Origin of the sequence: Actinomadura fibrosa (assembly GCF_900659615.1) — a bacterium.
Lineage (GTDB): Bacteria > Actinomycetota > Actinomycetes > Streptosporangiales > Streptosporangiaceae > Spirillospora > Spirillospora fibrosa.
The window spans coordinates 1-25,143 of record NZ_CAACUY010000075.1 but is presented as its reverse complement, the minus strand read 5'-3'; the positions used below and the strand labels follow the sequence as shown (position 1 = coordinate 25,143).

Sequence of the window (25,143 nt, the reverse complement as noted above, 5' to 3'; positions counted from 1 at the left end):
AGACGACGCACCGATGGCGACGCCGACCACCGAACGGGCCAAGGGGCCGGCCGGGCAGCTCACCATGTACACGACGACGTGGTGCGGGTTCTGCCGGCGGCTCAAGAGCCAGCTCGCCCGCGACGGCATCGAGATGGTGGAGATCGACATCGAGCGCGACCCGGCCGCCGCCGAGTTCGTGATGAGCGTCAACGGCGGCAATGCGACCGTCCCGACGATCTTGTACCCGGACGGCTCCGCGGCGACGAACCCCAGCGCCAAGGCGGTCAAGGCGAAGCTCGCCTCCCTCGCCTGACCAGCGCACGCAGAAGGCCCGCCGACCGAGTCGGCGGGCCTTCGCATTCCGGCAGAGGCCGGAAGCACCCGTCCGGCTAAAGAATCGTCGGCACCGTTTGGGGACCATCCCCGCGTGCGCAGGGCGGTTGAACTCTATCCATCGCCTCCGTCAGAAGGGAGGCATCTTGGGGAGGTCGGCGCCGTACCAGCGCATGATGAGCTGGGCGGCGATGGACAGCGGGCCCGGTGCGACGATCTCGCCCGCGTCGATCGCGGCGCGGAGCTCGTCGCGGGTGTACCAGGCGGCGTCCAGGATCTCCTCCGGGTCGGGGCGGAGCGGGACGTCCCCGTCGGCCTTGGCGGTGAACCCGAGCATCAGGCTCTGCGGCAGCGGCCACGGCTGGCTGCCGAGGTAGCGGACGTCGCGGACGGCGAGGCCGACCTCCTCCTCCACCTCGCGGGCGACGGCCTGCTCCAGCGACTCGCCCGGCTCGACGAACCCGGCGAGGATCGAGCGGCGGTCGGCGGGCCACTGCGGGCCGCGGGCCAGCAGGATCCGGTCGTCGGCGTCGGTGACCAGCATGATCACGGCGGGGTCGACGCGCGGGAAGTGCTGGGAGCCGTCCTTCGGGCAGACGCGCACGTGGCCCGCGGCGGTGACCTCCGTCTCGGCGCCGCAGCGCGGGCAGAACCGGTGGGTGGCGTGCCAGTGCTCCAGCGCGACGAGGTGGGTGAGCAGGCCGGAGTCGCGGTCGGCGAGGAGCGCGCCGACGCGGCGGAGCCCGGCCGGTTCCGCCCCCTCGACGGCGGGCAGCGGGCCGGGGACGCCGAAGTAGGCGGTGCCGTCGTCGTCGACGCCGAGCAGCCAGCGGTCGCCGCCGGGCGCCCGGTCGGGCGGGACGAAGACGAGCGCCGGGGCGGGCTCGTGCGTCACGAGGACCTGGCCGTCCTCCACCACGAGGACGCGGGAGCGCGGGTCGGCCCACGCCGCCTCCAGCCAGGCGTCGTCGCGCCGGTGCAGCGCGACGCGGTTCAGCGTCCCGCGCGCGAGTGCCAGCCATTCCAGCGGGCCGTCCGCCACCGTCATCGAGTTCCTCCCCCGTTTCCGGACACCGCTGGTTCAGCGCAGCGCGGCGGCCAGTTCTTCCCACAGGTAGGCGGCGGTCTCGGCGCCCTTGAGCAGCAGGGGGATCTCGACCTTCTCGTTGGGGGCGTGGATGCGGTCGTCGTCGAGGCCGACCGCGACGAAGATCAGCGGCGCCTCCAGGATGTCGGCGAGGTCGGCCTCGGGGCCGCTGCCGCCCTCCCGGGTGAACATGATCTCCCGGCCGAACGCGCGCTCCATGGCGCGGCGGGCGGCGCGGACGCCGGGCGAGTCGATCGGCGAGAAGCACGGCCGGACGCCGGCGCCGGGGATGCGGACCTCGGCGGTGATCCCGGGCGGGGTGTTGTCGGCGACCCAGGTCTTCAGCGACTCCTGGACCTTGCCGGGGTCCTGTCCGGCGACGAGCCGGAAGGAGACCTTCGCGTGCGCCTCGCGGGGGACGATCGTCTTGCCGCCGGGGCCGGTGTGCCCGCCCCACATGCCGTTGATCTCGGCGGTCGGCCGGGCCCAGACGCGCTCCAGGGTGGTGTACCCCTTCTCGCCGTAGGGGGCGCGGCTCTCGCCGGCGGTGCGCAGCCAGGCGTCCTCGTCGAACGGCAGCCGCGCGAACAGGGCGCGCTCCTCGTCGGTCAGCGGGACGACGTCGTCGTAGAAGCCGGGAAGGGTGACGCGCTCGTCCTCGTCGTGCAGGGCGGCGAGCAGCTTCGCCATGGCGTGCAGCGGGTTCGGGACGGCGCCGCCGAACGAGCCGGAGTGCAGGTCGGACGAGGGCCCGCGCAGCGTGATCTCGGCCTCGGTGAGGCCGCGCATCCCGGTGCACATGGACGGGACGTCCGCGGCCCACATCGTGGTGTCGCTGATGACGATCGCGTCGCAGCGGAGCCGGTGCCGGTGCTCGCGCAGCAGGCCGGCGAAGTGCACGGAGCCGGACTCCTCCTCGCCCTCCACGAGCATCTTGATCGTGACGGGCGGGGCGGCGGCGCCGGACGCGGCGAGCGCGGCGCGGACGCCGAGGGTGTGGAAGAAGACCTGGCCCTTGTCGTCGGACGCGCCGCGACCGATCAGCCGGTCGCCGATCTCGGTCGGCGCGAACGGGTCGGTGTCCCATTCGGCGAGCGGCTCCACCGGCTGGACGTCGTGGTGGCCGTAGACGAGGACGATGGGCGCCTCGGGGTCGTCGGCGGGCCATTCGGCGTAGACGGCGGGCAGTCCCGGCGTCTCCCAGGTCTCGACGGTCGGGAAGCCCTGGTCGCGCAGGTACGCGGCGAGCCAGTCGGCCGAGCGCCGCACGTCGCCCGCGTGGGCGGGGTTCCCGGAGATGGAGGGGATCGCCAGCCAGTCCTTGAGGTCGGCGACGAACCGGTCCCTGCCGGCCTGGATATACGTGGCTACGTCCACCTGCATGCCCCTTCGCATGTCGTACTGTTCAGGCACTGTAAGGGATGCCCGTCACCCGTCCCCCGGAGGCCTCGTGATCCTCATCGATCCGCCGCTGTGGCCCGCGCGCGGCCGGGTGTGGTCGCACATGGTGAGCGACGAGTCCTACGAGGAGCTCCACGCGTTCGCGGCGCGGCTGGGCGTGCCGCCGCGGGCGTTCGAGCGCGACCACTACGACGTCCCCTCCGAACTCTACGACGCCGCGGTGGCGCAGGGGGCCGAGGCCGTCGGCTGTCAGGAGCTGCTGTCACGGTTGACGCGTGCGGGGCTGCGGCGGCGGAAGGCCGTCCGGCCGCGCTGAGCGCCCCGGCGCCCCGGTCAGGCGCCGAGCAGCATGAGCTCCGTGCGGATGTTGTGGCGGGCGCGCTCCTCGAACCGGTGGCGGGCCGCCAGGGTGTGGAAGAGGGCCGGGAGCGCGAGGAGGGAGTTGAGCACCTCGGCGCGTCCGGCGCGGAAGAGGTCCTCGGGGACGAACGCGTACTCCTCGCGGACGGCGGCGGCGTAGGCGGCGTAGGCGTCCGGTTCCGCGCCGAGGACCGCGAGGTCGGCGTCGCAGAGCACCTGGCCGTCGCGGTCGTCCTCGGCGGGCGCGTGCGTGGTGGTGAGCTCGACGAGCCGGACGACCTCCCCGACGGTCGCGTCCGGGAGGTCGGTGTCGGCGAGCATGCGGGCGGCGAGGCGGGCGCTGCGCTCCTCGTTGTCGGCGCGCTCGGGGTCGTAGACGGCGTCGTGGAACCAGGCCGCGAGGCGGACGGCGTCGGCGTCGGCGGCGTGCCCGGCGAGCTCGTCCACGAGGTCGAGGACGGCGGTGAGGTGGGCGCGGGTGTGGTAGCGGCGGTGCGGTTCCCCGTAGCGGGCGTCCAGTTCGGCGCCGATGTGCCGGGTCTGCGGCCCGGCCAGCGCCACCCACCGGTCGACGAGATCCATGGGCCCATCCTGGCGGATCGCCGGACGGGGCGGGACACGCGATGGCATCGTTCTTGCCTGCGGTGCACGGTTAGGCAAGGCTTACCTCACCGCTCAGCTCACCGCTCACGCCATCTCACTGGAAAGGCCGACCGTGGCCGCCCCACTGCTCCTGGTCGCCGGCAAGGCGACCGACTCGGTGACGCACGGCTTCCTGCCCGCCGCCGCCCGCCTGGGCCTGGACGTGGTCCTGCTCACCGACCGGCCGGCCGCCCACGCGGGGGTCCACGACGGCCCGGTCGTCGAGTGCGACGTCTCCGACTTCCGCGCGATCATCGCCGCGGCCGGCGACCCGCCCGCGGGGATCTTCTCCAACAGCGACTTCCTCCAGGCGCCCGCGGCGCTCGCCGCCGCGTACTTCGGGCTGCCCGGCAAGGACTGGCGGGCGGCGACCCGGGCGAAGAACAAGGCACTGATGCGCCGCCATCTCGCCGCCCTCGACCCGGTGTTCTCCGCGGACGCCAGCCAGGTGCCCGGGGACGCCCCGTACCCGCTCGTGCTCAAGCCGAGGGAGGGCGTGGCCAGCGAGGACGTGTTCCTCGTGCGGGACGCCGGGGAGCTCGCCGCCCGCCGGGCGGACATCGCGGCCCGGCGGAGCGACCCGCTGGTCGCCGAGGAGTACCTCCCCGGCGGGCTGCACACCCTCGAAACGCTCGGGGACGGCCGCGAAATGCGCGTGCTGGGGTCGTTCCGCACCCGTCTGTCCCCGCCGCCGTACTTCGTCGAGGAGCGCCTCGAATGGGCGGATCCTCCCCCGGAGACGCCGCAGGTGCTGGCGCAGCTCGCCGCGCTCGGCGTCGGCTTCGGCGCCTGCCACACCGAGTTCGTCGTCTCCGGCGGCCGCGCCCGGATCATCGAGGTGAACTACCGGCTGATCGGCGACAACTGCGACTTCCTGCTCGCCGACCTGCTCGGCGTCCCGCTGTTCGAGCAGATCCTGCGCGTCCACCTCGGCGAGCCGCTCCCGCCCGCGCCGCCCCGCCCGGCCGGGCACGCCGTGGCCGAGTGGATCATCGCGGACCGGTCCGGCACGCTGACCTCCGCGCCCGGCCCGGTGGAGCTGGACGACGGGCCCGTGCGGCTCGCGTACCGGCCGCAGCGCGCCGTCGGCGACGACGTCGCGGTCACCCGCACGAACCGCGACTACCTCGGCACGGTGCGGGCGATCGGCCCGGCGGCGAACGACGTCGAGGCCGCGATCGCCCGGTTCGGCGCGGCCCACGACTGGACCATCACGTGACCGACGTCGAGGGCCCGCTCGCGGCCCGCGTGCTGGACGCCCTGCTCCGCGAGGACTACGCGGGCATGCGGCGCCTCGTCGGCCCGGCGCGGCGCGTCCTGAACCTGCCCGGGCGGTCCGTGCGGCTGCTTGAACAGTGCCCGCCCTTCCTGGCGGACGTCGTCGTCGACCCCGGCCAGGGCCTCCGCCTGGCCGACGTCTTCGCCGCCGTCCGCGCGCTCGCCGACCCGCGCGACGACGTCGCGGCGTTCGAGCGGGAGTGCCTGGACGCGCTCGCCGCGGTCCGCCTGCACGAGGACGCGCGGCCCGCCGTCCACCGGCGCCTCGCGCGCATCCCGGACGAGCTGCGCCGCGGCCCCGGGGCGTTCTACGAGACGCTCGCCGCGTTCACCGACCATCCCGTCCACCCGGCGGGCCGCGGCCGGGCGGGCCTGAGCATGGCGGACCTCAGCCGGTACGCGCCCGAGTTCAACCCGGGGTTCCCGCTGCGCTGGGCGTCCGTCCCGGACGCCGACGTGACGCTCGCGGGCACGCGCCCGTCCTGGTGGCCCGACCCGGAAGACGTGGGGCTGCCCGGGAAGGGCACGGTGTTCCCCGTCCATCCGCTAGCGGTGCCGCACGTCCGCGCCGAGCCGGGTGTGGAGGTCGGCCCCGACCCCTACCTCCAGGTAACCCCGACGCTCTCGATGCGGACCGTGGTGGCCGGGCCGCTCGACCACCTGAAGATGCCGCTGCCGACGAGCACGCTCGGGATGCGCAACCGCCGCACGATCGTGCCCGGCACGCTCCCAGACGGCGCGCTCGTCGAACGGATCCTGCGGCGCGTCCTCGACAAGGAACCGCATCCCGTCCTCCTCGCGGACGAGCAGACCTACGGGCACGCCCGCTCTCCGCTGCTGGGGTATCTGGTCCGGCGGTTCCCCGCCGAGACGGCGCGCGCGCACGTCGTCCCCGTCGCGGGGCTGCTCGCCGAGTCCCCGGACGGCGGGCACGTCATCGAGCGCTGGGACGTCGAGGACCTCTTCGGCGCCTACCTGTCGGCGCTGTTCGCCTGGAACGTCACGCTGTTCCGCTACGGCATCGCGCTGGAGGCGCATCAGCAGAACGTCGCGCTCGTCCTCGACGGGGACGCGCCGGAAGGGGGGCCGCCCCGGCTGCTGATCAAGGACAACGACGGCGCGCTCATCGACCCGCGCCGGCTGCGCGAGCACCTCGCGCCCGCGCCGGGCACCGATCCCCGCGACCTCCTCGACCAGCGGATGACCACCCGCGACCCGGAGGCGCTCGCCCGCGTGTTCGTCACCATCACCCTGCACCTGTGCGCCGCCGCACCCGCCTTCGGACTGGCCCGGCGCGGCCTGCTGCCGCGGCGGGCGGCGCTGGCCCTGGTCCGCGACCGGCTCGACGCCGCGCTCGGCCCGGACGACGCGTTCCTGCGCGCCCGGACCCTGGACGCGACGGTCCTGCCGGGCAAGGCCATGATCACCGCCGGGACCCTCGTCGACAAGGCCAGGACCGGCGCCGCGGACATCAACAAGCACTACGGCCCGCCGGGGCCGAACTACCTACGGGACGCGACGTGCTTCTGACAGGACGGGCCCTCACGGCCGACGACGCCACCTCGACCGCGCTGCTCAACTGCCTGGTCCGCGAGGTCTGCGCCCCCGAGCAGCAGGTCTGGCCGGACGGCGCGCACCTCGTCGTGCGGCTCCCCCGCGCCGGCGTCGTGCTGCGCGCCGGCCTCGCCCGCCCCCCGGCGGGCCCCACCTACCGCCTCGTCCCGCCCTATGAAGAGCGGCGTGACGACACCTGGATCCCCGCGCCCTGGGACCGGCTCGCCGACCTCGTCGCCGGGGAGCTGGAGCTCGCGACCGGCCGCGCCAACCCCGAGTTCCTCGCGCAGGTCGGCGACAGCCACACCGCGCTCGCGGCGATCATCGGAGCGCGCGGCGAACCGCGCCCCGAGCACGGCCGCTACGTCGCGTCCGAGCAGGCGCTCGTCGCGGGGCACCGCTTCCACCCGTCCCCGAAGGCCCGCCAGGGCGCGCCCGCCGACTGGCTGCGGTACGCGCCGGAGACCCGCGCCCGGTTCCGGCCGCACTGGCTCGCCGTCCGCGAGGACCTGGTCGCCGAGGAGGGCGCGCCCGGCGCGTTCGCCGCCCTAGAAGAGCACGGGCCCCCGGCCCCGCCCCGCCACCGGCTGCTGCCCGTCCACCCCTGGCAGCTCGGACTGCTCGCCGACCGCCCGCTGCTGCGCCGCGCCCTCGCCGACCGGCTCGTCGTCGACCTCGGGCCGTCCGGCGCCGAAGCGCTGCCCACCTCGTCCGTCCGCACCGTGTACCTGCCGGACGCCGACCTGTTCTGCAAGTTCAGCCTGGACGTGCGCATCACCAACTGCGTCCGCAAGAACGCCTGGTACGAGCTCGCCGGCGCGGTCGCCCTCAACGAGCGCCTGCCCCGCGTGTTCGCCGGGCTCGGCGCGACGCTCCTCGCCGAGCCCGCCTACCGCAGCACCACCCTCGCCGACCGCCGCCTGTACGAGGGCCTCGGCGTGATCCTGCGCCAGGGCGTCCGCGACCTGCCCGGCACGCCCCTCCTCGCGGGCGCGCTCGCCGACCCGTACGGGACGTTCCTCAGCGAGCTGCCCGCCCTGTCGACCCCGGACGGCGCCCTCGCCTGGTGGGACGCCTACGTCGCGCACGTCGCCCCGCCCGTCCTGCGCGCCTACCTGGACCACGGCGTCGTCCTCGAACCGCACCTCCAGAACGTCCTGATCTGCGTGGACGGCGACGGCATGCCCGTCCGCGCCGCGTTCCGCGACCTGGAGGGCACCAAGCTCACCGCGGGCCGCTGGGACCTGTCCGGCCTGCCCGCCCGCGTCGCCGAGGCCCTCACCTACGACGCCGGCCACGGCTGGAACCGCGTCGTCTACTGCCTCGTCGTCAACCACCTCGCGGAGATCGCCGCCGCCGTCGCCGACCTCCACCCCGCCCTGGACGCCGTCCTGTGGGACACCGCCCGCAGGCACTTCGCCGCCTGCGACGGCCATCCGCAGGTCCGTGCGCTGCTCGCCGGCGTCCCGCTGCCCGCGAAGGCCAACCTACGGACCCGCTGGTCCCGCACCGCCGACCGCGGCGCCACCTACGTCCCCGCCCCCAACCCGCTCGCCGTGGGGCCGCTGTGAACCTCGCCGCCCTGCCCCGCTACCCGGCCTACGTCTACGACCTGCGCGGCCTCGCCGACCACGTCCGCGGAGTCCGCGCCGCGCTCGGCCCGACCGAGCTGTTCTACGCCGCCAAGGCGAACCCCGACGCGGAGATCCTCCGCACGCTCGCCCCGCACGTGGACGGCTTCGAGGTGTCGTCCGGCGGCGAACTCGCGCACGTCCGCGCGACGCTCCCCAACGCGCGCCTCGCCTTCGGCGGCCCGGGCAAGACCGATGACGAACTCGCCGCCGCCCTGAACGCGAAGGTCGAGCGCGTCCACGTCGAGAGCCCTAGGGAACTGGCGCGCCTGGCCGCACTAGGCCCGGCCGAGGTGTTGTTGCGGGCGAACCTGCCGATCGCCGTGCCGGGCGCCGTCCTCGCGATGAGCGGCCCGTTCGGCATGGACGAGGACGCCCTCAACGAATGCGCCCGCCTCATCTCGGACATGCCGGATATCACCCTGCGGGGCATCCACACCCACCTAGCGTCGGGCCTGGACGCGTCCGCGATGCTCGACCTCGCCTCCCGGATCACGTCCTGGGCGCTCCCCTGGCTGCGCGCCCGCGGCGTCCCGGAGCCGGAGATCAACCTGGGCGGCGGCATGGCCGTCGACTACACCGGCGGGACCCGCTTCGACTGGACGGCCTACGGCCAGGGCCTCGCGGACATCGGCTCCGGCGCCACCCTCCGCGTCGAACCGGGCCGCTCGATCACCGCGTACCACGGCCGCTACGTCACCGACGTCCTCGACGTGAAGACGACCCGCGGCGAGACCTACGTGATCCTCCGCGGCGGCACGCACCACCTCCGCACCCCCGCGGCGAAGGGCCACAACCAACCGTTCGAGGTACTGACCTCATCCGTCGCGCCCATACACAGGGCAACCCTGGTAGGCCAGCTCTGCACGCCGAAGGACGTCCTGGCCCGCGACATCCCCGTCCCGCCCCTGGCGCCGGGCGACGTCATCGCCTTCACCATGGCCGGCGCCTACGCCTGGAACATCTCCCACCACGACTTCCTCATGCACCCACCCCCCACCTTCCACTACCTCCGTTAGCGCGGGGTGCCGTCCCAGCGCCACTCGGTGCGGCGCGGGAAGCGGTCGCCTAGCTCGGCGCGTCCAGTGGCCCAGAGCAGGGTCGGCCAGGGACGCGGCGCGAGCGGGGCCTCCGGGAACAGGCGCAAGAGGACCTTGTGGCACAGCGCGTCGGGCGGTTCCCACGGAAGGCCGAGCCCCTCCGCCAGGTCATGCGTGTGCACGAGGGTCTCCACGATGCCCATCGCGGCGAAGCCCTCCGGGTCGGACGCGCCGAAAACGTGATGGGCGCGGACGTCCGGCGACGTCGTCCGGACCATGGCGGCCAGCATCGCACCGCACGCCTCCAGCACCTGGAGGAGACCGTCCGGCCCCGCGGCGCGATCGGCGTGGATCACGTTCGCGGGGCCCCCAGGGCGCCGGGCCGCCCAGACGAACGGGACCTCGCGGTCGTTCGGCGGGACGCGGGGGCCGAGCTGGGCGGCGTAGGCGAACAGGTCGTCGCTCAGGTGCTCGACGGTCTCCCAGCAGGTCCACTCCAGCGTCCCGGCGTTGCCGTCCCAGGCGTCCGCGGGCGCCCGGCGCAGGGTGTCGACGGCTAAATGGACGGCCTCGTCGAGGTCGTCAGCGGTGACAGGGGGTCGGATCATGGGACGACGCTACCCGCCGACCGGCGATCATCGCCGAGCGCGGCGAGTCCCGCCACGAGGACGTCGGTGAGCAGACGGGCATAGGCGCCGTCAGGATCGAGGTCCGGGTCGAAGACGGTCACCTGCGCGCCGATCGCGCGCGGCGCGAGCGCGGCGAGCAGCCCGGTCAGCTCGGCCGCGTCCAGACCGCCGGGATCGGGGCTGTCCACGGCGGGCATCACGGTGGGGTCGAGGATGTCGACGTCCAGGTGGAGCCAGTAGCCGTCGAGATCGGCGCGGTCGGCGACCTCCAGGATCTCCCGCGCGGCCTGCTCGACGCCCTGCCGCCGGATCCGCGACGCGGGCACGACGGCGCCCAGCGAATCCGTGACCTCGTCGAGCGCGTCGTCATCGTCGCGGCAGCCCGCGTGAACGGAGTCCTCGGGACGGAAGTAGGGGCCGAGCCCGTCGAGGTCGGCGATCGCGGGCCAGTGCCGACCCACCGCCGCCGCGAGGTCCTCCCCCGCCAGGCTGGCGCACCGGTCGGAGTTCCCGGGATGGCGGAAGTCGGTGTGCCCGTCGAGGTGGATGAGCCCGTAGCGTCCGGGGGCACGCCGCAGGGCGAGGCCGGCGCCCACGAGGATGCTGCAATCCCCGCCGATGACCAGAGGGGCCAGCCCCTCGTCCCGCAACAGGTCGATGCGCCCGGCGAGCCGCCGCGCGTGCTCGACGATCGCGGCCTGGTTGCGCAGCGCGCCCGGCGTCGCGTCGTCGGCGTACCGGCCGGGCAGGACGACACCGTGCTCGCGCGCGCCGAGCTCCGCGAAGCGCCGGTACAGCCCGGCCTCGCGGAACGCTTCGGGTGCCTTGGCGCAGCCGGGGACGCTGGTCGGCGCGGGCGGGCGCAGGCCGAGGTTCGTGGGGGCGGACAGCAGGCCGATCGTCATGCCGAACATCTACCGCCCCCGGCGCCCGTCCGTCCACCTGGCCACATATCCGAGCGGATGCCGGGTATGCCTTCGGACCTTCCCGCAACGGCCCGTCCGTTCGCCGGAGGCGACCGGCCGACGAAGGAGAGGTTCCGTGGTTCTGCTCGACCGGGTGCGCACGTTCGCGAGCCAGGGAGCGCGCGCGGCCCGCGCCGTGCGGGACGTGGGCGTGCTCAGCCCGGTGCGTCCCGACCGGGCCGCCCGGCTGCTGTTCCCCTACCTGCGCTTCGGTCCGGTGCCCGCCACGGTCGGCGCGATGTCGGCGCTGCGCTTCCCGGACCGCGCCGCCCTGATCGACGAGCGCGGCGTCCTCACCTACGCCGAACTCGAACACCGCGCGGCCGCGCTCGCCACCGCGCTCCGCGACCGGCTCACCGACGGCGACCGCATCGGCATCCTCTGCCGCAACCACCGCGGGTTCGTCACGTCCGTCCTCGCCGCGTCCCGCCTCGGCAACGACGTCGTCCTGCTGAACACCGACTTCTCCGCGACCCAGCTCGGCGACGTCGCCGACCGCGAAGGCGTCGGCCTCCTCATCCACGACGAGGAGTTCACCGAGGTCGTGGACGAGTCGTCCTTCACCGGCCGGCGCCTCCTGGCCTGGACCGAGGCGAAGGACGACCACGAGTCCATCGACACACTCGCGGACGCGACCGAGCCCCGACCGCTGAACCCGGACGGCACCAGCAGGGTCATCATCATGACGTCCGGCACCACCGGAACGCCAAAGGGAGCCCAGCACGACATCAGCCTCACCTCCCTGCTCCCCGCCGCGCTGAGCCATCTGATGCGCGTCCCCGTCCGCTCCGGCGCGCCGCTGGTCGTCGCGCCGCCGCTCTTCCACATCCTGGGCTTCGCGTACCTGTCCGTCGGGCTCGGGATGGGCATGCCGCTGATGCTGTTCCGCCGCTTCGACGCGTCCGAGATCCTCTCGGCGATCGCCGACTGCGAGGCGGAGACCCTGGTCGCGGTGCCCGTGATGCTCCAGCGCCTCCTGGACGTCCCGGACCGCCCGCGCACCCCGTCCCTCCGCACGGTCGTCTGCGGCGGCGCCGCCCTGCACCCGCACCTGTCCGAGGCGTTCATGGACGCGTTCGGCGACGTCCTGATCAACGTGTACGGCGCGACGGAGACCGGCTGGGCGACCATCGCCACCCCGGCCGACCTGCGCGAGGCCCCCGGCACGGTCGGCAGGCCGTCCTTCCGCCTCACGATCAGGATCCTGGACGAGGACGGGCGCGAGCTGCCGCCCGGCGAGACCGGCGAGGTCTACACCGGCGGCGGCCTGCGCTTCGCGGGCTACACGGGCGGCGGCGGCAAGCGCGTCCGCGACGGCCTGACCGGCACCGGCGACCTCGGCCACCTCGACGAGGCCGGCCGCCTCTTCATCGACGGCCGCGCCGACGACATGATCGTCTCCGGCGGCGAGAACGTCTTCCCCGGCGAGGTCGAAGACCTCCTGGGCGCCCACCCGGACGTCTCCGAAGTGACGGTGACCGGCGTGGACGACGACAAGTTCGGCAAACGCCTAGCAGCCTACGTAGTCCGCACCCCGGGCTCCGACATAACCGAAGAAGCCCTGAAGGCCCACGTGAAAAGGCACCTGGCCCGCTTCAAAGTCCCGCGTGACGTCCACTTCGTGGACGAACTCCCCCGAACCAGCACAGGCAAGGTAAAAGCGAAGTCCCTGACCCCCTAAAAGGGCAGCGTCCGCTACAGCCCGAGTTCTCCGCACTTGACCCGAACCACCAATCCGGCGAACTCCTGCTGCCCGAACGCAAGCCGCTCTCCGTCCGGATCCTTGGAGTCGCGCACCCACACCTCATCGACCGCCCACGCCAACTCGACGCACGCAGGATCACTGTCCCCACCACTGTGGGAACTCTTACGCAACCTGGTCACTGATGTACGTCCTCATCGTCTTCTCGATCAGGGCCCGCGAGTCCGCCTCCGACAGTGCGACGGCTCCGATCTGCGCGAACCGAAGCGCGAGAGCAGCGGTTTCGTCACCACCCTCGATCAGACGTCCGCCAAGCTGCGCTCCGACATATGCCACAACCCGGGAGCCTACCCGGAGGATCTGGATCGCCCCGTCGTGTCGGCTGACGGTCCTGGCCGTGATTCCGTTCACGACTGCATGATCGTGATGAGCGAGATCGTCACCAACGCGGTGGCCGCCTCCCAAGGCACCCTGATCCGCCTTCGCTGCGCCCTCCACAATGGCGCCCCACCGCCTGACCACCTCAGGATGGGTCGCTGTCGATCTTGCGGAGGGTTCTGGATCGGTACTATCCCGGTACCAGTGGGAGGTACGGGTGATGGTGTTCTCCAGGCTCTTCCGGCGGCGGCGGGCGGACGAGCTGGCGGTGATCGACGCTGAGATCACGGCCTTCGGCGAGGCGCTCGCCCGGCACACGCTCGATCCCGAACGGCACGGTTCCGACGCCGACCTCATGGCCGACTACGCCCGTGCGCTGGACGCCTACGAGCGGGCCAAGGCGGCCTTCGTCGGTGACCGCGACCGCGAGGACGCCGAGGACGTCCTGCTCGCCTTGGACGAGGGGCGGCACGCGCTCGCCTGCGTGGACGCCCGGCAGGCGGGCCGCCCGGTGCCGCCCCGCCGTCCGCTCTGCTTCTTCGATCCCCGGCATGGGCCGTCCGTCGAGCGCGTTCCCTGGGCGCCGGAGGCGGGCGCGACGCGGATCATCGACGTCTGCGCCGCCGACGCGGTCCGGCTCGCCGACGGCGAGCCTCCCATCGCGACCGGCGGGCGCCGATCGCCCGGCGCCCGGCCCGCTCCGGCCGCCCGGCCCGCCAGGACGCCACGGCGGGCCGAGCGGGTGCCGGCGCCTCGGCCCGTTCCGGCGGCCGGGGCCACTCCGGCGGCGTCCTCGCGTGCTGCGGCCCTCTCCGGTGAGACGCCGCACCGGGCTCCCGCGGCGTTCAAGACGTGTCCGCCGGGTATCCGCAAGAGCCAGCAGGCGCAGGGGCAGGGCAATAAGGACCTGCATCTGCCCTACCGCAAACCGCGTGTGCCGCTGGTGCTCGTCGTGCGCCATCACGGTGGCGGCCGGTTCAGAGTGCTTCAGACCAGCGGGGCGGGTTCACGCGTCCTCCACCGCGGTTCCGACCGAGACCGTGTCGTCGAGCCTCTTCCGCCGGACGACGACCAGTACGTGCGCGTCAGCATCCGCGCGATCGGCCGGTGGGCGGCCTGGCTGCAACCGGCCGACACCGTTCCCGTCGTCCAGGATCAGATCGCCTCGCGCGGTTCCTTCGTCTTCCGCCATGCGGGAGGGCCCGCGCACGTCCGGATGACGCACAAGGCCGACGGCGACTACTCCCTGACCGAGCTGAGCGAGATGGGCAACGGGTTCGAGCAGGGCCAGGTGGTCCTGGCGGGCAGAGACCAGTCGCACGCCGAGGGTCAGCTCACGGGTCCCGGTTACCTGCATGTCCGAGCCGAAGGCGACTGGAGGATCACGATCGCCTAGACGTCGCGGCCAGCCGTCCGCGTCGCGGCTCGGACGTGAGGCGCGGGGCGGGTGGGTAGTGCCCGGGCCCAGGGCCGCTCGGGGCTCGGGCACCGCCCGGTCTCAGGGGGCGCCGGCGCGGGTCTTGGCCGCCATGCAGATGCGCGCCAGGTCGTTGAGCGCGTCGGCGCGGCGCTCGTCCAGGGTGCGGGAGTCGTCCGGGGACGCCTCGGCGAGCGTGTCGATGACCAGGGAGAACACCGGCCACTCGGCGGGGCCGATGGCGCCCTGGAAGTCGACGCCGCCCTCCAGGTCCTCCAGGTCGAGGTTGCGGGCGAAGGTGGCGAGCGCGGCCTCGGCGGCCACGACGCCGATGCGCATCGCCAGCGCGGCCGGCTCGCGGTCGAGGGGGCGCGCGGTGCTGGAACCCACGGCGGTGCTGGAACCCATGGCGGACAACATAGAACACACGAGCGATCCACGTCGAACGTTTGCTCGAAGAGCCTCCTCGATCGGTATGTTGGGCCGCAGTGGTCAGGACCTACGGAGGTCGAACGCTCATAGGCTCTCGCGGCGATCCCTTGGGGGACGTGTCACCGGTGGTCGTGAGGGCGCTGGTGGCGAGTGGTTGGAGCCGGGACCGGCAGGTCTCGGTGGACGCGTGGCAGCGGGTGCTGGCGCGCGAGGGGTACGTCCTGAGCGACGTCGCGGGGGCGGTGCTGCGGTCGTTCGGCGGTCTTGAGGTGCGGCCCCTGGTGCGCGGGCCGTACTCGCACCCGCTGCTGTTCGAGCCGGTGCTCGCCGGGGGCGGGGCGTACGACGTCGCGGCGGAGTTCGAGGCGCTGTTCGGGCAGCGGTTCTATCCGGTCGCGGAGTGGATCACGAACGCGTGCGTCTTCGTCGGGGAGGCCGGCACAGTGGTGTCGTACGACGACGTGGAGTGGCTGGAGATCGCGGACAGCTTCGGCGCGGCCCTGGAGATGATGCTCGCCGGTTCGGGCACTCCGCGGGTGATCAGGGAGAACTGACCCGGTCAGCCGGCGACGGCCTGTTGGAATGTGTAGGTCTGGGTGAAGTGCAGTTCGCCGTCCACCTCGCTCGGGCGCATGCCGGTGACGGGGCCGCCGGTCAGTTCCTTCTCCAGTTCCTTGCGGATCTGCGCGGCCGTGTCGTCGGGCGTTTGCGCCAGCTCCAGCCAGGGTTGGAGCGGGCGGACGAAGTCGAACGTCTCGCGCCGCTTCACCTCGGCGCCCGCGGCGGCGATCAGTTCGGCGATCCGCTCCTCGGTGAGCATGGTGCCGTGCGAGGGGTCGCGGAGCCGCTCGATGCGGTCGGGGTCGCCGGGCAGGCCGTCCGGGCGGACGAGGTCGGCGATGATCAGCGCGGCGCCGGGGCGGCTGACGCGGGCCATCTCCGCGACGACGGCGCCCGGGTCGGCGACCTGGTGCAGGGAGAAGCGGGTGACGACGAGGGTGAAGGAGCGGTCGAGGTAGGGCAGGGCGGTGGCGTCGCCGTGCGCGAACGTGACGTTCGTGACGCCTTCGCGGTCGACGGCGCGCTTGCCCTCGGCGAGCATCGCCGGGGTGAGGTCGAGGGCCGTGACGTGCCGGACGCGGCGGGCGATCGCGCGGGACACGAGCGCGGTCCCGGCGGCGACCTCCAGGACGACGTCCTCGGTGTCGAGCTCCGGGTCCATGAACCGGACGAGCCGGTCCAGGTGGCGGGTGAACGCGACGTTCAGCCGCGGGTCCGCGAACCCGGCCGCCTGCTTGGAGAACTCCCGTACGACCCGCTCGTCATGGGACACCGCCGCACTCTCGCCCTGGGACACCGACACGCCGCCTCCTCGGATTCCTGTCCGGATCATCCCCGAAAGCGCGCGGAGTGAACAGGGGCGCGGGGAACTCGTCACCTGACAGGCGGTCAGGCGGCGGGGACGGTGTCGAGGAGCGCGGCTAGGCCGCCGGCGTCGAGGAGGTCGGCGGGCCGCACGGTGACGTTCGCGCTGACGTAGTGGAACGCGGCGCTGACCTGCTCGACCGGGACGCCGGCGAGCTCCGCCCACGCGAGCCGGTACGCGGCGAGCTGCACGGACACGAACCGGGCCTCGTCGCCGGACGGCGGCGCGCCGGTCTTCCAGTCGACGACCTCGTAGCCGCCGTCGCGGCGGAAGACGGCGTCCATCCGGCCGCGGACCAGGCGGTCGCCGATGATGGTCTCGAACGGCACCTCGATGTCGAGGGGTTCCCGCGCCGCCCATTCCGACTGCTCGAACCGCTCCTGCAACCGGGACAGGTAGGCGTCGTCGGCGGCGCCCTCGTCCGTGGCGCCGGGCAGCTCGTCGAGGTCGAGGAGGCGCTGCTGCCCCCAGCGGCTCTCCAGCCAGGCGTGGAACGCGGTGCCGCGCCGCGCGTACGGGGCGGGCGGGCGCGGCATGGGGCGGCGGATCTGCCGGGCCAGCGCGGCGGGGTCGCGGGCCAGCGACACGAGGGACGACACGGTGAGGTGCGCGGGCAGCTCGACGAGGAGGCCGTCGCCGCCGCGGCCCCGGTCGCGTTCGGCGAGCAGCAGCTCCACGTCGCGCGCCCAGGCGGACATGCGGCCGCGGTCGGCGTCCGAGAGGCCGGCGTCGCCCGCCCAGTGGCGGGTGCGGCCGGCCATCTCGTCCTCGACCATGCGGGCCGCCGCGACGACCGCCTCGTAGCGCTCGCGCGCCGACGCGTCGGAGTGGCCGCGCTCGCCCGGGCCGATCGGCCACTGCGCCTCGTCGGGCTGGGCGAGCAGCGGGTTGGGGACGCCCTCCTCCGGCGGTTCGGCCCACACCGGGACGGACCCGGCGCCTGCGAGGCACACCGCTCGGACCTCTTCGAGGAACGGCGACGGGCCGAGCGGACGCCCGGAGGCGCCCCACCAGTAGCCGGTGGTGATGAGCAGGCTGGACGCGCGGGTGACGGCCACGTACGCGAGCCGCCGCTCCTCCCGCAGGTCGCGTTCGGAGCACGCCTGCTCGAATGCGGTGAGGTCGTCCTTCTCCAGCCCGGCGAGCGCGGGCAGGTCGGCGCGGTCGCCGCGCAGCGGGAACGGCAGGACGCGCGGGTTCGCGGTCCAGCGGGTGGCGTTCTGCGGCGGCGACGGGAAGATCGAGCCCTTGGCCGGGCCGCCGTTCTTCTGCGGGACGAACGACAGGCCGGGCACGACGACCACGGGCCACTCCAGGCCCTTGGACGCGTGGACGGTGAGCAGCTTCACGCTGTTGGTCTCGCCGACCCGCCCGGCCTCCAGCCCGAACTCCTCGGTCTCGGCGGCCTTGAGGTAGGCGAGGAACGCGCCGAGCGTCGGGTCCTCGGCGTCGCCCGCGAAGGTCGCGGCGGCGTCGATGAACGCGTCGAGGTCGGCGCGGGCGGTGACGGGGTCGAGGCCGGAGCGGGCGGCGACCTCGATGTCGAGGCCGAGGGTCCGCTCGACCTCGCTGACGAGGTCGGGGAGCGGCAGCCCGACCTGGCCGCGGAGCCCGCGCAGCTCGTCGCGGAGGCGCCGCAGCCGCCCGTAGCCCTCGGGCGAGTACGCGCCGGGGTCGCCGAGGTCGTCGAGCGCGTCCACGAGGCTGCCGGTCTCCTGGTTCAGCTCGCTGACCAGCTGCCGGAGCGGATCGTCGGCCCCGGCGGGCGCGTCGCCGGCCTGGGCCGGTTCGGCGCCCTCGGACGCCTCGGCCGGGGCGGGCGCCTGGTCGGGGCGGGACGGCGGGGTGACGTCGCGGGACGCCTCCATGGCGAGGGTGCGGGCGCGGCGTCCGAGGGCGACGAGGTCGCGGGGGCCGAGGCGCCAGCGGGGGCCGGTGAGGAGCCGGGCCAGCGACGCGCCCGCGGTCGGGTCGTGCATGACGCGCATCGTCGCGACGACGTCCTGGACCTCGGGGACGGTCAGCAGCCCGCCGAGGCCGACGACCTCGACGGGGATGCCGCGGGCTTCGAGGGCCCGCCGGATGAGCGGGAACTGCGACCGCTTCCGCGCGAGGACGGCGACGTCGGAGTACTGGAGCGGCTCGACCTGGAGCCCGCCGTCGGGCGCGGTCCCGGGGTCGGCGGCCATCAGCCCGGCGATGCGGGCGGCGATCCGGTCGGCCTCGTCCTCGACGGTCTCGAACAGGGCGCACTCGACGCGCCCGCGCCCTTCGCGCCCGGCGCCCGGGACGAGCCGCGGCACGGCCTTGGTCTCAGCGCGCAGCTCCTCCTGGATCTTCGCGGCGGCCTCCAGGATCTGCTCGCCGTTGCGGAACGAGCGGCTGAGCTGGACGACCGGCGCCGGGACGGGGCGCCGCCCCGCGACGGGCGCCTGGGAGGGGAAGTCGTAGGCGAAGCGCAGCAGGTTGCCCGCGCTCGCGCCGCGCCACCCGTAGATGGACTGGCACGGGTCGCCGACCGCCGTGACGGGGTGCCCGCCGGAGAACAGCGACTTCAGCAGGACGAGCTGCGCCTGGCTGGTGTCCTGGTACTCGTCGAGCAGGACGACGGAGAACCGCGACCGCTCGATCATCCCGACCTCGGGGTGCTTGTAGGCGATCCGCGCGGACAGCGCCATCTGGTCGCCGTGGTCGATGACCTCCCGGTCGGCCTTGGCGCGCTGGTAGGACTCGATGAGCGGCATGAGCTGCTCGCGGACGGCCTGCCTGGCGAGGATGTCGCGCTGCGCCTTCAGCGGCTTGCGGACGGCGGCGAACCGCTCGTCCAGCCAGGCCCCGACCTTGCGGACGTCGTCGGCGGTGCGCAGGTGCTCGGACAGGTCGCCCGCCAGTTCCATGACGGCCTTGGTGACGGTGTCGGGCGCCCATTCGACGCGGTCCATGGGGCCGTTGTAGGCGTCCACGACGCGGGAGCAGATCTGCCAGGCGACCGCGGGCGAGATCAGCCGCATCGTCGGTTCGAGGGCCTCCCGCAGGGCGTGGTCGCCGAACAGGCGCGCCGCGTACGAGTGGTAGGTGGACACCATCGGCTCGCCGTCGAACAGCGCCTCGCCGCCGAGCCGTTCCAGCTCGTCCGCGGGCAGGACCTCGCGGAGCGTGTCGAGGCGCTTGCGCACGCGGACGCCGAGCTCGGCGGCGGCCTTGCGGGTGAAGGTGAGGCCGAGCACCCGCTCGGGCCGGACGAACCCGTTCGCGACCAGCCACACGACGCGCGCGGCCATCGTCTCGCTCTTCCCGGACCCGGCGCCCGCGATCACCGCCATCGGCGCCAGCGGCGCCTCGATCACCCGGGCCTGCTCCTCCGTCGGCTCCGGGATCTCCAGCAGCCGGGCCAGCTCTCCCGGCGTGATCACCCCGCTCCCCCCGAGCTCAAGGACCGTCCCGGACGGGGACTAGTCGCCAACCTGCCCGCCCTCGTCGTGCACGGGGCAGCAGGATCGTACGGGACAGGTGCGACACTTGTCGTTCGCGCGGGCCTGGAACACGTCGCCCGCCATGCCGGTCGCGACGACCTCGACGAGCTTCTTCGGCCAGTCGGGGTCGGCGTCCTCGGCGGGCGGCGGCTGCTCCTGCTCGCGGGCCTTCGCGGTGAACGCGGCCTTCCCGACCTGGATCAGCTTCGCGCCGCCGGGCTCGATGAGGCCGTGCCGCTCGAACGCGCCGAGCATCACCGCGTACTGGTAGACGCCGAGCTGCGGGTGGCGGGCCAGGTCGTCCTTCGGGACGGCGGTCGTGGACGTCTTGATGTCGATGATGACGGCGCGGCCCTGCTCGTCGCGCTCGGCGCGGTCGATGCGGCCCTTGATGACGACGCGGCCGAGGTCGACCTTGAAGGACTCCTCCAGCGCGACGACCTCGTTGGGGTTGTCGCGGTGCCAGGTCAGGAACTTGTCGACCATCCTCGCGGCCTGCTCGCGCTGCTTCTCGCTGTACCAGGAGCTGCGGAAGTCGAGGTCGTTCCAGATCTCGTCGAGCCGCTCGGCGACGTGGACCTCGGTGATGCCGTCGTCCGCGCCCGCCATCTCCGCGACCGCGTGGATCACCTTGCCCATCGTGCTGAACTCGTTCGCGCCGCCCTCCTGCGCGCCGACGGCGGACGCGAGCAGCCAGCGCAGCCCGCAGGTCGTGAACGCCTCGACCTGGGACGGCGAGATCGTGATCTGCTCGTCCTCGGCGAACGCGGGCCCGGAGTCGGACAGCGCCGTGATCGCGTACCAGTTCTCCGGACGGGCGCCGCGCACGCCGGCCCGCGCGAGCCGCGCGAGGTGCCCGGCGGCGGCGCGGCGGAGCGGCTCGGGGCGGGACGGGTCGGCGACGACCGAGCGCAGGTCCGCGACCAGCGCCGACAGCGACAGCCAGCGGGTCTTCTCGTCGAGCTGCGACTGCTCGATCGCGCCGGGCAGCAGCTCGTTCAGGAACCGGGACGGGCGCTCCTCGGTGTCGTCGCCGCCGACGGCCGTCACGACGAGCCGTTTCCTCGCCCGCGTCACCGCGACGTAGAACAGCCGCCGCTCCTCGTCCAGCATCTTGGCGGCCATGGACGCGCCCGCCGCGGCCTCCCCGTCCGGCTGCGTGCCCGCGGCGTGCTCGACGAGCTCCTCCACGCCGAGCAGCGACCCGCGCAGCCGCAGGTCGGGCCAGACGCCCTCCTGCACCCCGGCGACGATGACGACGTCCCACTCCAGGCCCTTGGAGCGGTGCGCGGTGAGGATCCGGACGGCCTCGCCCTCCGGCGCGTGCTCGGCGAGCGTGTCACCGGCGATCTCCTGCGCGGCGATCGTGTCGACGAACAGCTCCGGGCCCGCCTGCGGGAGCCGGTCGACGAACCGCGCGGCGTGGTCGAACAGCGCCACGACCGCGTCCAGGTCCCGGTCGGCGGCGGCGCCGCGCGTCCCGCCCTTGACGCTCTGCTCCAGCAGGACGTCGGCCTGGCCGCTCTCCTTCCACACGGCCCACAGCACGTCCTCCGCCGTCCCGCCGTCGTGGGCGCTCGCGCGCGCGGTCTCGATGAGGTGCGCGACGCGTTCGGCGGGGGCCCGCACCCGCTCGTGGACGAGGACCAGCTCGCGCGGGTCGTTCACCGCCGCGACCAGCAGCTCCCCGAGGGGCCGCTGCCCGCCCGACAGCTCCTCCAGGTCGCGCAGCGCCCGCTTGAGGCGTCGCATCGCGAGCGCGTCGGCGCCGCCGAGCGGTCCGGTGAGCAGGTCCTCGGCGACGACCTCGTCCAGGAAGCCCTTCTTCAGCGCGGCGCGCAGCAGCACGAGGAACGGGCGGACGGCGGGCTCGCCGACCAGCGGCACCTCGTCGCCCGCGACCACCGTCGGGACGCCCGCCTGCGCGAGGGCCCGGCGCAGCACCGGGACCTGCCGGACGGCGCTCCGCACGAGCACCGCCATCCGCGACCACGGGACGCCGTCGAGCAGGTGCGCGCGGCGCAGCTCGTCCGCGACGAGCGCCGACTCCTGGCTCTCCGAGTCGGCGATCACCGCCCGCACCTCGCCGTCGTCGAGCTCCTCCAGCGGACGCAGCGCCCGGTGCTCGGCCGCGCCGGCACCGCCCGCGGGCAGCCTCTTGGCGATGCGCCGGGACGCTTCGAGGATCACCGGGCCCATCCGGCGGCAGTTCCGCAGCGCGACGACGGGCGCCGGGTCGCCGTCCAGCGTCCGGAACCGCTCGGGGAACCCCTGGATGCCGCGGACGTCCGCGCCGCGGAACCCGTAGATCGACTGGTCAGGGTCGCCGACCACGACGAGGTCGCGCCCCTCCCCCGCCAGGTGGTGCAGCAGCTCCTCCTGGGCGGGGTCGGTGTCCTGGTACTCGTCCACGAACACCGCGTCGTAGGCGTCGCGCTCGCGGATCCGCACCTCCTCCTCGGCCAGCATGATGGCGGCCATCTGGATGAGCTCGCCGTAGTCGTAGGTGGGGACGGGATCCAGCGCGAACCGGTCGACGTACCGCTTCATGAACCCGCCGATGGCTGGCCAGTCGTCGCGGCCCCGGATCCGTCCGAGCGCGGCGAGGTCCTCGACCCCGTACCCGCGCTCGCCCGCCCGGGCCGCGAAGTCGCGCAGCTCCTCGGCGAACCCGCGCGTCGCGAGCGCCGCCCGCAGCCGCTCCGGCCACCCGCGCGCGCCGTCGGCCAGCTCACCCTCCAGCAGCCGCCGCACTTCGAGGAGCTGCTCCGGCCCCGACAGCAGCCGCGGCGCGGGCTCCTCGTTCAGCACCGCGTCGCGGCGCAGCAGCGCGTAGGCGTAGCTGTGGAAGGTCAGCGCCAGCGGCGTCCGCGTCGTCCGCCGCAGCCGCCCGGTGATCCGCTGCCGCAGCTCGCCCGCCGCCTTCCGGCTGAACGTCAGGACGAGCACCCGCTCGGGGTCGGCGCCGCGGTTCTCGATCCGGTCGACGACCGCCTCGACGATCGTCGTGGTCTTGCCCGTGCCCGGGCCCGCCAGCACCAGCATCGGCCCCCCGGCATGCTCGACGACCCGCCGCTGCTGCTCGTCGAGCACGGGCGGGACGGCGCGCGCGGGACCCGCGCGGCGCACGAGACGGTAGGAACCAGGCGGCACAACATTTCATTGGAGCAGATCACCGGGGCTGGTCTGACCACATCGCACGCATGTCGCGAAGGAGACCCCCGTCACCCGCGTGCCACCAGGGCGTTCCGTGACGGCCTTTTCGAGCGGGCGGGGTCAGCCCGCGCCCGTCCATTCGAGCGGGTGGGGTCAGCCCGCGCCCGTCCAGCGGGCGCGGGCCATGTCGACGCGGCGGCCGTCCGGACGCAGCGGCGTCCCCTCCGCCCGGTACTCCTCGTGCGCGCGGACCTCGTGGCCGCTCGGCGGGCTCCCGTCCGCGCGGATCACCCGCCACCACGGCACGCCGCCCCCGTACAGCGACATCACCCGCCCGACCTGCCGCGGCCCGCCCTGCCCCACCAGCTCCGCCAGGTCGCCGTACGACAGGACGCGCCCGGGCGGGATCCGCTCCACCGCGTCCAGGACCATCTCGGCGTACTCGTCAGGCTCCGAGAACATCAGCCGACTCCTCCTCCGTCCGCCCTCCCGGGCGCAGCCGGGCACCCGCCGCGGCCAACCCCAGCACGGCCAGAGCACAGACGATGACATAAGTCACGATCAGCCCGCCCGACCGATGCACCACACGGACGGGACGCGGCTCGTCGGCGGCGAAGCGCCGGTCCGCCGGGAAGCCCGCGCCGTCCATCCGGGCGCCCGCGAGCGCGTCGGACGCGGTGAGCGCCGCGTACGCGTCCACCCGGCCGAAGCCGACGCCGAGGTCGTAGCCGCGCGCGGGACGGTCCCGCGCGCTCGCCACGATCGCCTGCGTGACCAGCGCGGGCGCGAGCCCCGGATGCCGCGACCGGATCAGCGCGGCGACCCCGGACACGAAGGCCGTCGCGGGACTCGTCCCGTCCCCGATCCAGTAGCCGCCGTCCGGACCCGCGCCGATGATCTGCACGCCGGGCGCGGACACGACGACGGCCGAGTTGCGGTTCGAGAAGTCCGCGTGCCGCCCCTCCGCGTCCACGGCCGCGACGGAGACGACACCGGGGAACGACGCCGGATACGAGTACTCGGTGTGGCCGCCGCGCCTGGCCGTCCGGTCGGCGCCTCCGTTCCCCGCGGCGGCGACCACGACCACGCCGCGGCGGATCGCGTACGCGACGGCCTCCCGCTCGCGCCGCGTCGGGTAGGTGCGGCCGAGCGACAGGTTGACGACGTCGGCGCCGTGGTCGACCGCGTACCGCATGCCGTCGGCGATCGTCCCCGCGTAGCGGTCGGCCCGGGTGAACTCCGCGAAACCCGGCTCGTCGCGCTCCAGGATCACCCGCGGCGCGAGGATCCGCGCCTCCGGCGCGACCCCGAGCATGCCGTCCGCGCCGCCGGGCCCATGGCCGTGCCCGGCGATGATCGAGGCCATGTTCGTCCCGTGCAGCCGCTTCGGCGCCACCCCCGCCGGGTTCGCGCCGCGCGTGTAGTCGGGCCCGGCGGTCACGGACCCGGCGAGGTCGGGCTGCCCCGCGTCCACACCCGAGTCGAGGACGGCGACGGTCACGCCGGTCCCCCGCGCGAGCGACCATGCCTCGGGCACGCTGAGGGACTCCAGGACACCCGTCACCGCGTCCCGCACCTGATCGGCCCGAGCATCCGACCCGACCGGCACCAAGGTCACTCCCAACCCCATCGCAACCGCTCCCACCACGGCCCCAACCCGCCGCACCACCCCCACCCGCCGCACCACCCCCACCCGCCTCAAGACACCCACCCGCCTCAAGACACCCACCCCCACACCACACCCGACCGGATCGGCCCACCCGATCGCCGCAGCGTGCCCGATCGCCACCACACCCGACCGCCTCAGCGCGCCCAGCCGCCGCACTGCGCCCGGCCGGGTCGGCCCACCCGACCGCCTCAAGCCCAGCCGCCTCACCGCGCCCGATCGCCGCACCACGCCCGACTGCCTCGCCGCGCCTGGCCGGATCGCGACGCCTGGCCGGATCGGCGCACCCGAGCGCTTCGGCGCGTCCGGCTCGCTCAGCGCGCCCGTCTGCCGCAGCGGGTTCGGCCAGTTCGTCGGGTTCGGGCGGGTCAGCATGACCAGTCCTGGGTGTTGCAGTGGATCGGGGCGGGGGTGGTCAGGGGTCGCAGGATCGCGGCGGCTACGCGCGGGGCGAGGGCGGGCACGTCGGCCTGCTGCTGGCGGGCGCGCAGCGTGGGGCGGCCGTCGGCGTACCCGACCGTCGCCGCGACCACGTACGGGCCGGTCTGCGCGACGGCCGACGACTGGCGCGCCGCGTCCCCGAACCGCGCC

General features: G+C 74.2%; 22 protein-coding genes and 1 pseudogene. 9 read left to right on the top strand and 14 right to left on the bottom strand.

The genetic code is table 11. The features are described 5' to 3' along the window. Positions 1–13 precede the first annotated feature (13 nt). Positions 14–295: a mycoredoxin gene (locus E1300_RS24215; RefSeq protein ID WP_131759353.1), complete on the top strand. Its 282-nt coding sequence runs from the start codon at positions 14–16 to the stop codon at positions 293–295. A gap of 150 nt (positions 296–445) precedes the next feature. On the opposite strand, the gene nudC is transcribed toward E1300_RS24215, so the two are convergent. Both nudC and E1300_RS24205 read right to left on the bottom strand, forming a co-directional pair. Then, on the bottom strand, positions 446–1,363 hold the full coding sequence (gene nudC, locus E1300_RS24210; protein ID WP_131759352.1) for an NAD(+) diphosphatase: 918 nt from the start codon (positions 1,361–1,363) through the stop codon (positions 446–448). Between the two features lie 33 nt (positions 1,364–1,396). After that, positions 1,397–2,779 (bottom strand): dipeptidase, encoded by a 1,383-nt coding sequence (locus tag E1300_RS24205; RefSeq protein WP_131759351.1) that lies wholly within the window; start codon positions 2,777–2,779, stop codon positions 1,397–1,399. A 73-nt stretch (positions 2,780–2,852) separates the two neighbouring features. Here E1300_RS24205 and E1300_RS24200 point away from each other — a divergent pair, with 73 nt between their 5' ends. Further along, positions 2,853–3,119, top strand: coding sequence for a DUF4031 domain-containing protein (locus E1300_RS24200; protein ID WP_131759350.1), 267 nt, complete (start codon positions 2,853–2,855; stop codon positions 3,117–3,119). 17 nt (positions 3,120–3,136) lie between these two features. Here the strand turns inward: E1300_RS24200 and E1300_RS24195 are convergent, their stop codons facing one another. Continuing rightward, complete coding sequence (locus E1300_RS24195; RefSeq protein WP_131759349.1) at positions 3,137–3,745, bottom strand: HD domain-containing protein; 609 nt, start codon at positions 3,743–3,745, stop codon at positions 3,137–3,139. A gap of 133 nt (positions 3,746–3,878) precedes the next feature. Between E1300_RS24195 and E1300_RS24190 the strand changes: the two genes are divergently transcribed. The 4 genes from E1300_RS24190 to E1300_RS24175 are packed head-to-tail and all read left to right on the top strand — an operon-like array spanning position 3,879 to position 9,287. Beyond that, positions 3,879–5,024, top strand: coding sequence for an ATP-grasp domain-containing protein (locus E1300_RS24190; protein ID WP_131759348.1), 1,146 nt, complete (start codon positions 3,879–3,881; stop codon positions 5,022–5,024). Then, on the top strand, positions 5,021–6,613 hold the full coding sequence (locus tag E1300_RS24185; protein WP_242619371.1) for an IucA/IucC family protein: 1,593 nt from the start codon (positions 5,021–5,023) through the stop codon (positions 6,611–6,613). Before E1300_RS24190 ends, E1300_RS24185 begins: the two co-directional genes overlap by 4 nt. Next, a complete protein-coding gene (locus tag E1300_RS24180; RefSeq protein WP_131759347.1) occupies positions 6,604–8,208 on the top strand; it encodes an IucA/IucC family protein in 1,605 nt (534 codons plus the stop codon). The genes E1300_RS24185 and E1300_RS24180 overlap by 10 nt, the downstream gene beginning before the upstream one ends. Next, the gene (locus E1300_RS24175) at positions 8,205–9,287 is read left to right on the top strand and encodes an alanine racemase (protein WP_131759346.1); all 1,083 of its coding nucleotides are present in this window, start codon (positions 8,205–8,207) and stop codon (positions 9,285–9,287) included. The genes E1300_RS24180 and E1300_RS24175 overlap by 4 nt, the downstream gene beginning before the upstream one ends. On the opposite strand, the gene E1300_RS24170 is transcribed toward E1300_RS24175, so the two are convergent. Further along, positions 9,284–9,916: a maleylpyruvate isomerase N-terminal domain-containing protein gene (locus tag E1300_RS24170; protein WP_131759345.1), complete on the bottom strand. Its 633-nt coding sequence runs from the start codon at positions 9,914–9,916 to the stop codon at positions 9,284–9,286. The genes E1300_RS24175 and E1300_RS24170 overlap by 4 nt on opposite strands. Beyond that, the gene (locus E1300_RS24165) at positions 9,913–10,842 is read right to left on the bottom strand and encodes an arginase family protein (RefSeq protein WP_242619370.1); all 930 of its coding nucleotides are present in this window, start codon (positions 10,840–10,842) and stop codon (positions 9,913–9,915) included. The genes E1300_RS24170 and E1300_RS24165 overlap by 4 nt, the downstream gene beginning before the upstream one ends. Positions 10,843–10,978: 136 nt before the next feature. Here E1300_RS24165 and E1300_RS24160 point away from each other — a divergent pair, with 136 nt between their 5' ends. After that, entirely contained in the window at positions 10,979–12,583 is a 1,605-nt protein-coding gene (locus E1300_RS24160) for an AMP-binding protein (protein WP_242619369.1), read from the top strand. A gap of 14 nt (positions 12,584–12,597) precedes the next feature. Here E1300_RS24160 and E1300_RS24155 read toward each other — a convergent pair whose 3' ends face one another. After that, positions 12,598–12,786, bottom strand: coding sequence for a DUF397 domain-containing protein (locus E1300_RS24155; protein ID WP_131759342.1), 189 nt, complete (start codon positions 12,784–12,786; stop codon positions 12,598–12,600). Beyond that, complete coding sequence (locus tag E1300_RS50270; RefSeq protein WP_165502966.1) at positions 12,770–13,015, bottom strand: Scr1 family TA system antitoxin-like transcriptional regulator; 246 nt, start codon at positions 13,013–13,015, stop codon at positions 12,770–12,772. Before E1300_RS50270 ends, E1300_RS24155 begins: the two co-directional genes overlap by 17 nt. 187 nt (positions 13,016–13,202) lie before the next feature. Between E1300_RS50270 and E1300_RS24150 the strand changes: the two genes are divergently transcribed. Then, positions 13,203–14,378 carry a hypothetical protein gene (locus E1300_RS24150; RefSeq protein ID WP_131759341.1) on the top strand — a complete coding sequence of 392 codons (1,176 nt, stop codon included), beginning with the start codon at positions 13,203–13,205 and terminating at the stop codon, positions 14,376–14,378. A 102-nt stretch (positions 14,379–14,480) separates the two neighbouring features. Here the strand turns inward: E1300_RS24150 and E1300_RS24145 are convergent, their stop codons facing one another. After that, a complete protein-coding gene (locus tag E1300_RS24145; protein WP_242619368.1) occupies positions 14,481–14,807 on the bottom strand; it encodes a hypothetical protein in 327 nt (108 codons plus the stop codon). A 140-nt stretch (positions 14,808–14,947) separates the two neighbouring features. On the opposite strand from E1300_RS24145, the gene E1300_RS24140 reads away from it, so the two are divergent. Further along, on the top strand, positions 14,948–15,385 hold the full coding sequence (locus tag E1300_RS24140) for an SUKH-3 domain-containing protein (RefSeq protein ID WP_165502968.1): 438 nt from the start codon (positions 14,948–14,950) through the stop codon (positions 15,383–15,385). A gap of 5 nt (positions 15,386–15,390) precedes the next feature. Here the strand turns inward: E1300_RS24140 and E1300_RS24135 are convergent, their stop codons facing one another. The 6 genes and pseudogenes from E1300_RS24135 to E1300_RS50265 all read right to left on the bottom strand — a co-directional run. Then, positions 15,391–16,194, bottom strand: coding sequence for a class I SAM-dependent methyltransferase (locus E1300_RS24135; protein WP_242619367.1), 804 nt, complete (start codon positions 16,192–16,194; stop codon positions 15,391–15,393). 86 nt (positions 16,195–16,280) lie between these two features. Next, the gene (locus E1300_RS24130; RefSeq protein ID WP_131759338.1) at positions 16,281–19,670 is read right to left on the bottom strand and encodes an ATP-dependent helicase; all 3,390 of its coding nucleotides are present in this window, start codon (positions 19,668–19,670) and stop codon (positions 16,281–16,283) included. Positions 19,671–19,709: 39 nt separating this feature from the next. Beyond that, positions 19,710–22,883, bottom strand: coding sequence for an ATP-dependent helicase (locus E1300_RS24125; RefSeq protein WP_165502967.1), 3,174 nt, complete (start codon positions 22,881–22,883; stop codon positions 19,710–19,712). Between the two features lie 156 nt (positions 22,884–23,039). Then, positions 23,040–23,348, bottom strand: a complete 309-nt coding sequence (locus E1300_RS24120) for an MGMT family protein (RefSeq protein WP_131759337.1) — start codon at positions 23,346–23,348, stop codon at positions 23,040–23,042. Next, positions 23,332–24,450 carry a S8 family serine peptidase gene (locus E1300_RS24115; protein WP_242619366.1) on the bottom strand — a complete coding sequence of 373 codons (1,119 nt, stop codon included), beginning with the start codon at positions 24,448–24,450 and terminating at the stop codon, positions 23,332–23,334. Before E1300_RS24115 ends, E1300_RS24120 begins: the two co-directional genes overlap by 17 nt. 470 nt (positions 24,451–24,920) lie before the next feature. Further along, positions 24,921–25,143: pseudogene (locus tag E1300_RS50265) on the bottom strand (hypothetical protein); the annotation flags it as partial.